Source organism: Nostocoides veronense (assembly GCF_039531185.1).
GTDB classification, from domain to species: Bacteria; Actinomycetota; Actinomycetes; order Actinomycetales; family Dermatophilaceae; genus Nostocoides_A; species Nostocoides_A veronense.
In genome coordinates, this window is record NZ_BAAAPO010000016.1 from 1 (window position 1) to 14,357 (window position 14,357).

Genomic DNA, 14,357 nt, shown 5'->3' on the forward strand with positions numbered 1-14,357 from the left:
GCCGCCCGCTACCGCGCCTGGCTCACCGCCGCATGAACAGACCTTGACACGGAATAGGAGCATCACCCTCCCTCATGCATGTCCATGCCGTGTGCGTTGGCGGCGCTGTACCGGTGGAGGTCGGACCGCGTACGGATCAGCGGCAGGACGGCATCTGTCAGGGTGCTCACGCGCGTCATTCTTCCCACCCACCGATCACGCACGCTCCTCCAGCCGCCCTCCACACCCGACCCCGACCCCATCGCCCTTCTGCTTGACCTCCTGCTCGCCCCCTTGCCCCCGCCCACTGGCGATCTCCACCACCATTTCCCTTCACGCCTCTTGCAACCGAGGCCTGACGGCCTGGGCGGGGGAGCGGCGTGCACACCTACCTCGTACGAGGAGGTGGTCGTCGTGACCGTCACGATCAACAAGATGAGCGCCAGCAAGGGCTGCGAATACCTGCTGCGCACGGTGGCCGCGGGGGATGGGGACAGGTCGCTGTCGACGCCGCTGACGCGCTACTACACCGAGGCCGGTACGCCGCCCGGGCGGTGGCTGGGCTCTGGGGTCGCCAGCCTGGAGTCCGTGTCCAGCCCGGCGACGAGGTGACCGAGGAGCAACTCAGGCTGCTGATCGGGCAGGGCACCCACCCCACGACCGGCGAGCCGCTCGGTCGCCGATACCGCACCTACGGCCAGCCGGAGGCAGGCAAGCGCCGCCACGCCGTCGCCGGCTACGACCTCACCTTCTCCATCCCGAAGTCGGCCAGCGTGCTCTGGGGAGTCGCCGACGGCGGCACGCAGGCGCTGATCGCCGAAGCCCACCACGCCGCCGTGGTCGACGCTCTCGACTTCCTCGAACGCGAGGTCCTCGCCACCCGGGTCGGTGCCAAGGGACCGAAGGGCGCGGTCGCGCAGGTCGAGGTCACCGGTGCGATCGCCGCAGCCTTCGACCACTACGACTCCCGCGCCAACGACCCGCACCTGCATACCCACGTCGTCATCTCCAACAAGGTCAAGACCGTCCGCGACGGCCAGTGGTGCGCCGTCGACGGGGCCCCGTTGCACGCCTGGGTCGTCGCACTCTCCGAACTGCACGAGGCATCGTTCAGCGACCACCTGACCCGCACACTGGGTGTCGGCTGGGAGCGGCGCCCACGTGGCCGCGACCGCAACCCCGCCTGGGAGATCGCCGGCGTCCCGCAGTCCCTGGTCGAGACGTTCTCCAGCCGAGCCCGCGACATCGACGCGACGACCGACCACCTGATCGAGGAGTACGTCGCCAAGAACGGCCGCCGCCCGCGCCGGTCCACGATCATGAAGCTCCGCCAGCAGGCCAACCTCTCGAACCGTCCCACCAAGCACGTGCACTCGCTCGCCAACCTCACCGACCTGTGGCGTCGACGGACCGCCGCCCTCATCGCCGCGGACCCGGTGGCCTGGGCTCGGGACGTGACCTCGACCCCAAGGGCGGGCCTGCTGCGTGCAGATGACGTGCCCCTCGATCTCATCGACGACGTCGGGCGTCTCGTTGTTGCCGCGGTCGGCGAGAAGCGCTCGACGTGGCGGCGCGCGAACCTGTACGCCGAGGCGGCACGCCAGACCCTCGGATGGAGGTTCGCCAGCACCGCTGACCGTGAGGCGATCACCGGCATGGTCGTCGACGCCGCCGAGCGCGGCTCCCTGCGACTCACCCCGCCTGAGTTGGCGACGACTCCACGACCGTTCCTGCGCGAGGACGGCACCAGCGCCTTCCGGCCCAAGCACTCGACGGTCTTCTCTGCAGAGCACCTGCTCGCCGCCGAGGACCGCCTCCTCGAACGTGCCGCCACGACATCGGCACCCGCCATCGCGATCGACATCGTCGACGCCATCGCCGCCCGGCCAGTCAAGGGCAACCGGCTGGGCCCCGAGCAGGCGGAGGCGATCGCGAAGATCGCGGTGTCAGGTCGAGCGGTCGACCTGCTCATCGGCCCGGCCGGCGCAGGCAAGACCACCGCCATGCGTGCACTCCAGGACGCCTGGACCCGCCAACACGGGAGAGACAGCGTCGTCGGCCTCGCACCGAGCGCGGCCGCGGCCGCCGTACTCGCCGAGGACCTCGGCATCGCCTGCGAGAACACCGCGAAGTGGTGCTACGAGTACGACCAGGGCCGGGCCGCGCTCAGAAGGAACCAACTCGTGATCATCGACGAGGCCACCCTGGCGGGCACCATGACCCTCGACCGCATCACCGCCCACGCCCGGGTCGCAGGAGCCAAGGTCCTCCTGGTCGGCGACTGGGCCCAACTCCAGTCCGTCGAGGCCGGGGGAGCGTTCAGCATGCTCGCCGAAGCCCGCAACGACCCGCCCGAACTTGTCGACATCCACCGCTTCACACACGCCTGGGAGAAGAGCGCTTCTCTCGACCTGCGCCACGGCCGCCCAGAAGCCGTCGACGTCTACCTCGCTCAAGATCGGGTCAGCGACGGTGACGCCGACGACATGACGGACGCCGCCTATCGAGCCTGGCGAGACGACATCGCAGCGGGGCGTGCCAGCGTCTTGATCGCCGACACCTCCCGGGTGGTCCACGAACTCAACGCGCAGGCCCGCACCGAGCGGCTCCTCGCGGGGGCGACGCACGAGGGCAGCGAGGCGCGCCTGATCGACGGCGCCCGCGCCTCGGTCGGGGACTGGATCATCACCCGCAAGAACGACCGCCGCCTGCGGACCCTTCGCGCCGGCTGGGTGCGCAACGGCGACCGCTGGCGCGTCACCGACGTCCGCGCCGATGGCTCCGTGGTCGTACGCCGTCTCGACCGCAAACACAGCGGAGCCGTCGTGCTTCCCGCCACGTACGTCGCCGAACACGTCGACCTCGGCTACGCCATCACCGCCCACCGCGCCCAAGGCATCACCGTCGACACCGCGCACGTCGTCGTCAGTGAGTCGACGACGCGGGAGAACCTGTACGTCGCGATGACCCGAGGCCGCGACCACAACCACGCCTATGTCGTCACCGCAACCGCCGACGACAACCACGGCGCTCCCGACGGAGAAGAGGCCACGGCGCGATCCGTGCTGACCGACGTTCTCGCCAACCGGGCAGCCGAACTCTCCGCACACCAGACGCTCACCCAGGAGCAGGAGACCTGGGGATCCATCGCGCAACTCGCCGCCGAGTACGAAACGATCGCCGCAGCCGCGCAACGCGACCGCTGGGCCACGATCCTCCGCGCCAGCGAACTGACAGCCGACCAGGTCGACGACGTCCTCGCCTCCGACGCCTTCGGCCCGCTCGCCGCCGAACTACGCCGCGCCGAGGCCAACGGCCACGACGTCGACCGCCTCCTTCCCGCGGCAGTGAGCCGCCACGGCCTGGACGACGCCGAGGACATCGCCGCAGTCCTGCGCCACCGGGTCCAGCTCGCCACCAGCCAGCGGGTCCGCGGCCGAAGTCCACGAGCTCGGCTGATCGTAGGCTTGATCCCCGAGGCTGTCGGCCCGATGGCTCCCGACATGCGCCACGCTCTCGACGAACGCAGGGACCTGATCGAGCAGCGCGCCCGCGCCCTGGCCGAGACAGCGATCCAGAAGCGAGACCCCTGGGTCAAGCGACTCGGCGACCCGCCGGTGACGGACCGGACGCACTGGACTCGTGCGGTCGTCATCATCGCCGCCTACCGCGACCGGTATGGCATTACAGCTCCGCTGCCACTCGACTCGGAACCAGCGACGGACATCCAGCGCCTTGACCGCGCCCGCGCCTCGGCGGCGCTGCGCACGGCAGCGGAGGTCGCGACCCAGTACGTGTCGCAAGCAGTCGGCCGGGGACGCCGAGGCCTTGGGATCTGACTTGGCGCGGGGCGCCACCCAACGCAGCTCCGGGTCTTGCGACTTTCGTCGGACGCTCCGCATAGGGTTCTCGGCGTGGACAGCGCGAAGCACAGCAGGATCGTCAACCTCATCTGGGGGATCGCCGACGACGTCTTGCGCGACCTCTACGTCCGCGGCAAGTACCGCGACGTGATCCTGCCCTTTACGGTGCTGCGACGCCTCGACTCGGTGCTGGAGCCGACCAAGGATGCGGTCGTCGAAACCAAGGCGACGCTCGACAAGGCCGGCATCGTCAATCAGGACGCGGCCCTGCGCCAAGCCGCACGGCAGGACTTTTACAACACGTCGTCCTTCACGATGAAGGCACTCAGCTCGATCACGAACGCCGCGCGGCTCAAGCTCGACTTCGAGGCCTACCTCGACGGCTTCTCGCCCAACGTGCAGGAGATCATCGACAACTTCGAACTGCGCAACCAGATCCCCAAACTCTCCAAAGCTGACGCCATCGGCACCCTGCTATCGAAGTTCCTCGACCCGAACCTCGACCTTTCGCCGACCGGCCTCGACAACCACGGCATGGGAACCGTCTTCGAGGAGCTTGTCCGCCGCTTCAACGAGGACAACAACGAAGAGGCAGGCGAACACTGGACTCCTCGCGACGCGGTCAAGCTGATGACCCGGCTCATGTTCGAGCCGATCGCCGACAAGATCCCCTCGGGCAGCTACCTGTTGTACGACGGCGCGATGGGCACCGGTGGCATGTTGACCGTCGCCGAGGACACGCTGAAGGAACTCACCGCCGAGCGCAGCAAGCAGGTCAAGACCCACCTGTTCGGCCAGGAGATCAACGCCGAGACGTACGCCATCGCGAAGGCGGACCTGATCCTCAAGGGCGAAGGCGAGGCGGCCGACAATGTCGTCGGCGGCCCAGAGTGGTCAACCTTGGCGAATGACGCCTTCGCCAGCCGTGAGTTCGACTTCATGCTCTCCAATCCGCCCTACGGCAAGAGTTGGAAGACAGATCAGGAGCGGATGGGCGGGAAGAAGGGCATCCGTGATCCGCGCTTCGTGATCGAGCACGCTGGCGATCCGGACTACTCGCTGGTCACCAGGGTCGACGATGGCCAGATGCTGTTCATGGCGAACCTCATCTCGAAGATGAAGCACAACACGGAGTTGGGCAGCCGCATCGCCGAGATTCACAACGGCTCGTCGCTTTTCACCGGCGATGCCGGCGGCGGCGAGAGCAACATCCGCCGATGGGTCATCGAGAACGACTGGCTCGAAGCCATCGTCGCCCTGCCGCTGAAGATGTTCTACAACACCGGCATTGCCACCTACATCTGGGTGCTCACCAACCGCAAGGAGGAGCGCCGTAAGGGCAAGGTGCAACTCATCAACGCCACCGAGTGGTTCACGCCGCTGCGCAAGAACCTCGGCGAGAAGGGTGTCGAACTCTCTGAGGGCGACATCGAGAAGGTTCTCAAGACGGTCGAGGCGTTCGACGAGGCATGCGACCCGGAGCATTCCAAGGTCTTCGACAACCAAGACTTCGGCTACTACAAGATCGTGGTGGAGCGGCCCCTGCGAGTCGTCGGGGCTGACGCTGGGCGGGTCTGCAAGGCGGCCGAGATCAAGGCTCTGAAAGCAACCGGGGAGCGCTCGGAGGACGCACCGCCGATCATCAAGAAGGTGCTCCCGCCCAGCGCAGTCGCCGACCCGCTGCGCGGTTTGTTCGAAGCGACCATCGATGGCAAGACGCGCGTGGTCATGTACGAGCCGGACGTCGACCTGCGCGACAGCGAGCAGGTCCCGCTCAACGAGCCTGCGGGCGAGGCATCCAACGGCATCGAGGCATTCATGGCGCGTGAGGTACTTCCCTACGCGCCAGACGCATGGGTTGACGAAAGCAAGACGAAGATCGGCTACGAGATCTCCTTCACCCGACACTTCTACAAACCCGCACCCATGCGGACACTCGCCGACATCCAAGCGGACATTCGTGCGCTCGAAGCCGAGACCGACAACCTCATCGCTGAGATCGCCGGAGGAGTCGAATGATCGAGACCGACCGGAGCGTCGACGGCGTTGCCAAGACCATCGCCGAAGTCCTGGAGAAGAAGAAGTACTCCATCGACTACTACCAGCGTGAGTACAAGTGGGAGTCGAAGCAGATCGCTGAGCTCGTCGCCGACCTCACCGCCAAGTTCCTCGACATCTACGACCCCGGTCACGCCCGCAAGCAGGTCGCGAAGTATCCCGGCTACTACCTCGGGTCGATCATCATCTCCCAGAAGGGCAGCCGGCCGTTCATCGTCGACGGTCAGCAGCGCCTCACCAGTCTCACGCTCTTCCTGACATACCTTCGCCGGCTCCAGCAGGGGCGCGATGACGTCGTGAACATCGACGAGCTCATCTACTCGGAGAAGTTCGGCGAGAAGTCGTTCAACCTCGACGTCGCCGACCGCAACGACTGCATGGATGCGCTCTTCGAGCACGGCGAGTACGACGTTCCCGCCGACGCGCCGGAATCCGTGCACACCCTCGTCAGCCGCTACAGCGAGCTCGACGGATTGTTTCCCGATGAGTTGAAGGAAGCGGCGCTTCCGTTCTTCATCGACTGGCTCAAGGACCGGGTGCAACTCGTCCAGATCACCGCCTACAGCGACGACGACGCTTACGCGATCTTCGAGACGATGAACGACCGCGGCCTCAAGCTCACGCCGGCCGACATGCTCAAGGGCTACCTGCTCGCGAACATGGAGGACGGCAGGCCGCGCACCAGGGCCAACGATCTCTGGCGCAAGCGGATCCGAACGCTGGAGGAGTGGGACGACGAGGCCGGCTCGGACTTCCTCAAGGCCTGGCTGCGGAGCCAGTACTCCACGAAGATCCGCCAACGCTCGAAGGGCGCGAAGCCGGAGGACTGGGACCGCATCGGCACCGAGTTCCACCGCTGGCTGCGCGGCGCCCACGAAGCGGTGGGGCTCACCTCCCAGGCCACCTTCTTCGACTTCGTCGACCGGGACTTCATGTTCTACTCGACCCAGTTCGAACGGATTCTCCAGGTCACGACGTCCTCGTTCGATTCATCCAGCCCACTCCGGTTCATCCGCTACAACCACGACCTCGGGTTCACGCTCCAGCACCAGTTGCTACTCGCCCCGCTCCGCCGGGACGATGCTCCGGCCGTGGTCGATCGCAAGCTCGAGATCGTGGGCCGCTACGTCGACATCCTCCTTGCCTGGCGCATCTGGAACTTCCGATCTACTGCCTACTCGACGATGCAGTACGCAATGTTCAACGTCATGCGCGACATCCGCGGCCTCGGTGTTGATGACCTGGCGAAGACGCTGCGGAAGTCCTTGCTCGCGGAGGCCGAGACGTTCGACAAGCGAGACGACTTCGGCGTGCACCAGCAGAACCGCGGGCAGGTCCACCGGTTCCTGGCCCGCATCACAGACTTCATCACCGTCGGGTCCGGGCAAGCCTCGAACTATGTGGAGCTGACCAACGGCGCCAAGGTCAAGTACGAGGTCGAGCACATCTGGGCCAACCGGCCCGAGCGCCACGTCGGAGACGGTCTCGAGTTCAGCCACGAAGCCGACTTCTCGCGGCATCGGAACCGCATCGGCGACCTGCTCCTCTTGCCCAAACAGTTCAATGCGAGCTATCAGGACGACACCTACGCCCAGAAGCGGCCGCGTTACTTCGGTCAGAACCTCCTCGCGGCCAGCCTCGACTCGCAGGCCTACGAGAAGAACCCCGGCTTCCTGCACTTCGTCAAGACGAGCGGTCTGCCGTTCAAGGCCCATGAGCAGTTCATGGCCGTCGACGTCACCGAGCGCGGCGATCTCTACCGCGCCATCGCGAAGCAGATCTGGAACCCCGACAACCTGCTCACGGTGGCCGAGGCAGACTCCTGATGTTTTCTGACACGAAGCCCTACAACAGGTACCAGGACTCCTCGGGACTCGTACCCTGGGCGCCGCGCCTGCCTGAGCACTGGGGTACGGAACGGGGCAAGGCACTGTTCGCGCGGATGGAGCGCGCCCCGAGTCCCGAAGAGGGTGTTGTCACCTGTTTCCGCGACGGAGTGGTGACGCTCCGCAGTCGCCGCCGAACGACAGGATTCACGGAATCCCTCAAAGAGATCGGCTATCAGGGTGTTCGCAAGGGTGACTTGGTGATCCATGCGATGGACGCGTTTGCGGGCGCTGTCGGTGTTTCTGACAGTGACGGCAAGAGCACGCCCGTCTACAGCGTCTGTCTGCCGCGAGACTCGGCGAACGTGCACTATTTCGCGGCCGTCGTGCGTGAGATGGCGCGAACTTCGTGGATTCAAGCCCTGGCCAAGGGCATCCGAGAGCGATCAACGGACTTTCGATTCGACACCTTCGCAACCCAACTGCTCCCTGTTCCGCCGGTGGAGGAGCAGGCGGCAATCGTGAAGTACCTCGCCCACGCTAACGCCCGCATCGACAAAGCCATCGCCGCCAAGCGCCGCCTCATCGGGCTTTTGAAGGAGCAGAAGCGGGCTGCGATCGCCCAAACCATGAGCAGTGACTCGACCGGCGATCGGGAACTGCGGCACGTGCTGACACACCTTGTCGACTGTGAGCACAAGACCGCCCCCTTTGCCGAGGCCACTCCTTGGTGGATCCTTCGAACATCTGCCATCAAGGCTGGCGAAATCGTTTGGGACGGTGCGTACACCACAGACGAGGAGTCGTACCGCGCTTGGGCCTCACGCGCTGTTCCTGAGCCAGGAGACGTCATCTTCACCCGCGAAGCACCCGTGGGCGAGGCGGCGGTGATCCCGCCTGGTCGCGCGGTGGCCCTTGGGCAGCGCACGGTGCTCATGAAACTGCGGAAGGAGCTTATCGATCCGCAGTTCCTCGTCTACCAGATCTATGGCGGACTCCCGCGGGAGCGCATCTCTCTGGCGACGCAGGGTTCGACGGTCGGTCACTTCAACATGGATGACATCGGTTGGATGCGGGTAGCTGTGCCTCCACTGGATCGGCAGCGAGAGCTCGTCGCGGCGGTCGATGCGATCAATGCCAAAGCAAGCGCGGTGATTGACCGCGAGCATCGGGAGATTGAGCTACTCCAGGAGTTCCGGACGCGCCTCGTCGCCGACGTCGTGACTGGACAGGTGGACGTCCGGGCGATTGCAGCGACTCTTCCCGAAGTCGAGCCTGAAGCTGCATGGGTGGATGGCTCGGGCGTCCCAGGCGACGACGATCCGGCCCAGTTGGACGACATGCTCGTCGACTGCGAAGCGTGACGCGACTCGCCGCGACCGGTTCCGTCGCATGTCAGTGTTACGATTCGGGTAACATCAAGCCGTGAAGTTGAGCTACGCGACCCGCGACCTGGAGAGGACCTGCACCGACGCGCGTCGGATGCAGAAGTCGCTGGGTGCCGAGCGGGCCAAGAAGCTGCAGCTTCGCCTCGATGACCTGCGCGCCGCGGAGAAGATGGCTGATCTCCTCCAAATGACCGGCAAGTGGGAAGAACTGAAAGCCGACAGGGCGGGCCAGTGGTCGGCGAGACTGACCGGCAACTGGCGACTGATCGTCGAGCCGGGCGCGGAGGGCGAAGAGGTCACCGTTCTCGTCGTCGAGATCGTGGACTACCACTAGTGGCAGTCAGAAGGACAGAGAGGAGCAGACCATGACCGCAACACTCAACTACGTCGTCACCACCGGCGACCACATCGTCGAGTGGATGGAGGACGAAGGCATCAACGCCGCCGAGCTTGCTCGTCGGCTCGGTGTCACGCCCAAGCATGTGAGCGAGCTCCTCAGTGGCAAGGCTCCGCTGTCGCACCCGATGGCTCTCGCCCTGGAATCCGTGACAGGCATCCCAGCTCGTATCTGGAACCTCTACGAGACCAACTATCGCGGCCAACTCGCGAGTCACACGGCCAACGAAGATCTGGCTGACCAATACAAAGAGGCCAAGGCTTTCCCCTTGGCCTACCTGCGCAAGTTCGGGTTCATCACGGCCTCGGCTCGTGACCACGCAGCGACCGTGCGTCAACTGTTGTCACTGCTGGGAGTCGCGAGCATCGAAGCCTTCTGGGCCACCTGGTCACAAGGCAGCGTGGCGTATCGACGCGCCGCAGTTGGTCGCAAGGACGCACTGGCGCTCGCAACCTGGCTCGCCCTGGCGGAGCGTCACCACTACGGGTTGAGCGACGTACCGGGGTTCGACCGCGTCGGTCTTGAGCGGGTTGTCTCCGAGCTGCGCGCGCTGACTCGCGACGAACCCATGGCTGCCATCTCCGAGGCGATCGACAAGCTGCGCGAGGTCGGCGTCGTGCTCTGCTTCATCCCGCCGGTTCCGGGGCTCGGGATCCACGGCGCGACCCGATGGCTCAACGGCACTCCGGTCATCCAGCTCTCCCTGCTGTGGAAGAGCGACGACCAGCTCTGGTTCACGCTCTTCCACGAGCTCGGGCACGTGCTGCTGCACGGCGACAAGGAGCTCTACCTCAACGGAGAGAAGAGCCAGGTCGAGGCGGAAGCCAACGACTTCGCCTCTGAACTCCTCATCCCCGCCGGCGTCGCGCACCTTGTGCCTGCCACGCGCGACATCGCCGGCGTTCGCGCACTGGCCGACGAACTCGGCATCGCTCCGAGCATCGTGCTCGGCAGAGCCCAGCGCGAGACCAAGGACTACGCCTGGGGTCACGAGCTGAAGCGCAAGTTCGAGTGGATCCCAGCAGAAGGCCGAGGCTGACATGCGGCTCAATGAGGAGAGCCTCGAAGCCCTGATCGTCAAACAGATGGTCGAGGGCGGCTGGCAGGAAGGTGCGTCGACGGACTACGAGTCGGCGTATGCGCTGGATCTGCCGCAACTCGTCTCGTTCATCGAGGCAACACAGCCACATCTGGTCGATGCATTGTCGCTGCACGCCGAGTCGCCCACGCGGCATGCATTCCTCTCTCGAGTGCAGGGCGAGGTCACCAAGCGCGGCGTTGTAGAGGTGCTGCGAAAGGGGATCGGGCACAACCAGCACCACGTCGACTTCTTCTTTCCGACTGCCTCGATCGGCAATCCCAAGGCTGCTGCGCTGTTCGCCGAGAACCGCTTCACCGTCTCGCGCCAGGTGCACTACAGCCCGGGTGAGAAGGGCCTTTCCCTCGACCTGGTCGCGTCGATCAACGGACTCCCGGTCTTCACGTTCGAGTTGAAGAACAACATCACGAAGCAGACGTTCGATGACGCGGTGGATCAATACAAGCGGGATCGCGACCCGCGGGAGTTGATCTTTCAGTTCGGGCGCTGCATCGCCCACTTCGCCCTCGACGACCAGCAAGCCAGGTTCTGCACACACCTGAAGGGCAAGCAATCGTGGTTTCTGCCGTTCGACAAGGGCTGGAACGACGGAGCCGGCAACCCGCCCAACCCTGACGGCCTCAAGACGGACTACCTGTGGCGTGAGATTCTCGCGCCGGCGAGCCTCGCCAACGTTGTCGAGAACTACGCCCAGATCGTTAGCTCAAAGAACGAGCGGTCTGGCCGTAAGACCTCGGCACAAATCTTTCCGCGCTACCACCAACTCGACGTCGTACGGAAGCTTCTCGCCGACGTCGAGGTGAACGGTGCTGGACGTCGCTACCTGATCCAGCACTCAGCCGGTTCCGGGAAGTCCAACTCGATTGCCTGGCTGGCGCACCAGTTGACCGAGATCAAGCACGACGGCGGCAACGCTTTCGATTCGATCATCGTCGTCACCGACCGGGTCATTCTGGACGGCCAACTCAAGGCAACGATCAAGTCCTTCATGCAGGTCGGCTCAACGGTGGTACACGCCGAGCGCTCTGGCGACCTGCGCAAGGCGATCGAGGCCGGCCGCAAGATCATCATCACGACCGTCCAGAAGTTCCCCTACATCCTCGACGACATCGGCGCCGACCACCGGGGCAACAAGTTCGCCATCATCATCGACGAGGCTCACTCCAGCCAGGGCGGCAAGACCGCCGCCGCGGTGGCTCAGGCACTCGGCGAGGCCGGAGCCGATGGGGACGACGAGACGGTTGAAGACCAGATCAACCGGATCATCGAGGCGAAGAAGATGCTGACGAACGCGAGCTACTTCGCGTTTACTGCCACTCCGAAGAACAAGACCCTCCAGATGTTCGGCGAGCCGTACGCCGGCGCGGACGGCACGTCGTACCGGCCGTTCCACAGTTACACGATGAAGCAGGCAACCCAGGAAGGCTTCATCGTTGACGTGCTGGCCAACTTCACGCCGGTCCAGAGCTACTACAAGCTGATGAAGACCGTCGAGGACGACCCGGAGTTCGACGCCAAGCGAGCCTCGAAGAAGCTGCGGGCCTTCGTCGAGGGCAACGAGCACGCCATCAAGCTCAAGGCCGAGATCATGGTCGATCACTTCCACAGCCAGGTGCTGTCGCGGCAGAAGATCGGCGGTCAGGCCAGAGGGATGGTGGTCACCGCCGGCATCGCCCGCTGCATCGAGTACTTCCACGCAATCAGCGCATACCTCGCCGAACGCAAGAGTCCCTACAAGGCGATAGTGGCGTTCTCCGGTGAGCACGAGTACAAGGGCAACAAGGTCACTGAAGCCAGCCTGAACGGCTTCCCATTGAAGGACATCGCTGACCGCATCCAGGACGATCCATATCGCCTGCTCGTCGTAGCCGACCAGTTCCAGACCGGCTACGACGAACCTCTTCTGCACACGATGTATGTCGACAAGACGCTGTCGGGCGTGAAGGCCGTGCAGACGCTGTCGCGGCTCAACCGCGCGCACCCGGCCAAGCACGACGCCTTCGTCCTGGACTTCGCCAACGATGCAGAGGACATCGAGCGGGCGTTCGAGCCGTACTACCGGACGACGGTGCTCAGCCAGGAAACAGATCCGAACAAGCTGCACGACCTCGTCGCCGACCTCAACGACTTCGGGGTCTACGTCCAGGAGAGCGTCGACGAGTTCGTTCGGCTGTTCCTCGCTGGCGTGGACCGCGACCAGCTCGACCCGATCCTCGATCGCTGCGTCGCGGAATACATCGAGATGCCGGAGGAAGACGACCAAGTCGCCTTCAAGGGCCTGGCCAAGGCATTCCTGCGGACCTACAACTTCCTCTCGAGCGTGATGCCATTCGGCGTGCCCGCGTGGGAGAAGCTGTCGATCTTCCTCGACAACCTCGTGCCCAAGCTGCCGGCGCCGAAGGAGGACGATCTCGCGGCCGGCATCTTGGAGACCATCGACATGGAGTCGTACCGCGTCGAGAAGGGCGCGGCCATGAAGATCGCGCTCCACGACGAGGACGGGGTCGTAGACCCAGTGCCAGCTTCGGGTGGAGGACACATCAACGAACCCGAACTGGAGCGGCTGTCGTCGATCCTCCAGGCATTCAACGATCTATTCGGGAACATCTCGTGGACCGACGCCGACCGCGTGCAGCGGCTCATCACCGAGGAGATCCCGCGCAAGGTCGCTGAGGACACGGCCTACCAGAACGCCAAGAAGAACAACGACCCGGCCAACGCCCGGGTTGAGCACGACCGTGCGCTCGCCCGCGTGATGCTTTCGCTCGTTGCCGACGACACCGAGCTGTTCAAGCAGTTCAGCGACAACGACAGCTTCAAGAAGTGGCTCTCCGACGCTGTCTTCCGCTCGACCTACGGGGAGTCCGCGTGAGTATCGATCAGCGCAAGGTATTCGTTGTGCACGGCCGCAACGAGTCGGCGCGACGTGGGCTGTTCGACTTCCTGAGATCGATTGGGCTGGACCCAATCGAGTGGTCGGAAGCGATCCGCATGACGGGTCAGGGGTCGCCTTATATCGGCGATGTCCTCGACGCCGCCTTCGGTGCCGCACAGGCGGTCGTGGTGCTACAGACTCCCGACGATGTTGCATACCTCCACGAGTCGCTCACGTATCCGGAAGATCCAGAGACCTCACCCCAGATGCAGCCGCGCCCAAACGTCCTGTTCGAGGCGGGCATGGCGATGGGCCGCGATGCGGATCGCACGGTCATCGTCGAGCTCGGCAAGGTGAAGTCCTTCAGCGACATTCATGGCCGGCACGTGGTGCGGCTGGATGGTTCGCTGGCGAAGCGTCAGGAACTTGCCCGGCGCCTCGAGACCGCCGGCTGCGCCGTGCAACTGGTGGGCTCTGACTGGCACGATGCCGGTGACCTCACGCCGCCCGTCCCGCCTGGCGGTGGGCTGCCGCTCGGTAGGAAGTTGCCGAGTTCGGCGGCTTCAGGTCGGCCGCGGCTGACCGCGAGCCTGCAGCGCAACGGTTCGCGACAAATGGACGCCATCGTGATCACCAATCACGGGCCAGGAGATGTCTACGATCTGGAGATCGAGGGTCCGACGTCGGAAGGTCTGATCGCACGCGCTGAGGATGGGTTTCCGGTTCCGAAGCTCCCGCCAGGGAAGTCTGTCCGCGCTCTACGCACCAAGTCGCTTGGCCACGGCCACGCGCCATACTTCACCGTCACGCTTCGCGCCAAGACCGCTGACGGCACCGAGATCCGGCAAGAAGAGTTCGTGAGCGGAGACTAG

Annotated in this window: 9 protein-coding genes; all 9 read left to right on the forward strand. The window is 64.9% G+C overall.

The window, feature by feature from the left end:
* Positions 1-393: 393 nt before the first annotated feature.
* The gene (locus ABD225_RS04815) at positions 394-591 is read left to right on the forward strand and encodes a relaxase domain-containing protein (protein WP_344082028.1); all 198 of its coding nucleotides are present in this window, start codon (positions 394-396) and stop codon (positions 589-591) included.
* Positions 588-3,818, forward strand: a complete 3,231-nt coding sequence (gene mobF, locus ABD225_RS04820) for a MobF family relaxase (RefSeq protein ID WP_344082029.1) — start codon at positions 588-590, stop codon at positions 3,816-3,818. The genes ABD225_RS04815 and mobF overlap by 4 nt, the downstream gene beginning before the upstream one ends.
* 75 nt (positions 3,819-3,893) lie before the next feature.
* Positions 3,894-5,861, forward strand: coding sequence for a type I restriction-modification system subunit M (locus ABD225_RS04825; protein WP_344082031.1), 1,968 nt, complete (start codon positions 3,894-3,896; stop codon positions 5,859-5,861).
* Positions 5,858-7,726 carry a DUF262 domain-containing protein gene (locus tag ABD225_RS04830; protein WP_344082033.1) on the forward strand — a complete coding sequence of 623 codons (1,869 nt, stop codon included), beginning with the start codon at positions 5,858-5,860 and terminating at the stop codon, positions 7,724-7,726. Before ABD225_RS04825 ends, ABD225_RS04830 begins: the two co-directional genes overlap by 4 nt.
* Complete coding sequence (locus ABD225_RS04835) at positions 7,726-9,090, forward strand: restriction endonuclease subunit S domain-containing protein (protein ID WP_344082035.1); 1,365 nt, start codon at positions 7,726-7,728, stop codon at positions 9,088-9,090. Before ABD225_RS04830 ends, ABD225_RS04835 begins: the two co-directional genes overlap by 1 nt.
* 61 nt (positions 9,091-9,151) lie before the next feature.
* Complete coding sequence (locus ABD225_RS04840; protein ID WP_344082037.1) at positions 9,152-9,448, forward strand: type II toxin-antitoxin system RelE/ParE family toxin; 297 nt, start codon at positions 9,152-9,154, stop codon at positions 9,446-9,448.
* 31 nt (positions 9,449-9,479) lie between these two features.
* A complete protein-coding gene (locus ABD225_RS04845; RefSeq protein ID WP_344082039.1) occupies positions 9,480-10,550 on the forward strand; it encodes an ImmA/IrrE family metallo-endopeptidase in 1,071 nt (356 codons plus the stop codon).
* Position 10,551: 1 nt separating this feature from the next.
* Positions 10,552-13,482 carry a type I restriction endonuclease subunit R gene (locus tag ABD225_RS04850; RefSeq protein ID WP_344082041.1) on the forward strand — a complete coding sequence of 977 codons (2,931 nt, stop codon included), beginning with the start codon at positions 10,552-10,554 and terminating at the stop codon, positions 13,480-13,482.
* Positions 13,479-14,357, forward strand: coding sequence for a TIR domain-containing protein (locus ABD225_RS04855; RefSeq protein WP_344082043.1), 879 nt, complete (start codon positions 13,479-13,481; stop codon positions 14,355-14,357). Before ABD225_RS04850 ends, ABD225_RS04855 begins: the two co-directional genes overlap by 4 nt.

Bases quoted from the DNA above. Each gene is read 5' to 3' on its own strand.
- ABD225_RS04830 (WP_344082033.1), top strand. From the start codon at position 5,858: ATGATCGAGACCGACCGGAGCGTCGACGGCGTTGCCAAGACCATCGCC.
- ABD225_RS04835 (WP_344082035.1), top strand. From the start codon at position 7,726: ATGTTTTCTGACACGAAGCCCTACAACAGGTACCAGGACTCCTCGGGA.
- ABD225_RS04845 (WP_344082039.1), top strand. From the start codon at position 9,480: ATGACCGCAACACTCAACTACGTCGTCACCACCGGCGACCACATCGTC.
- ABD225_RS04850 (WP_344082041.1), top strand. From the start codon at position 10,552: ATGCGGCTCAATGAGGAGAGCCTCGAAGCCCTGATCGTCAAACAGATG.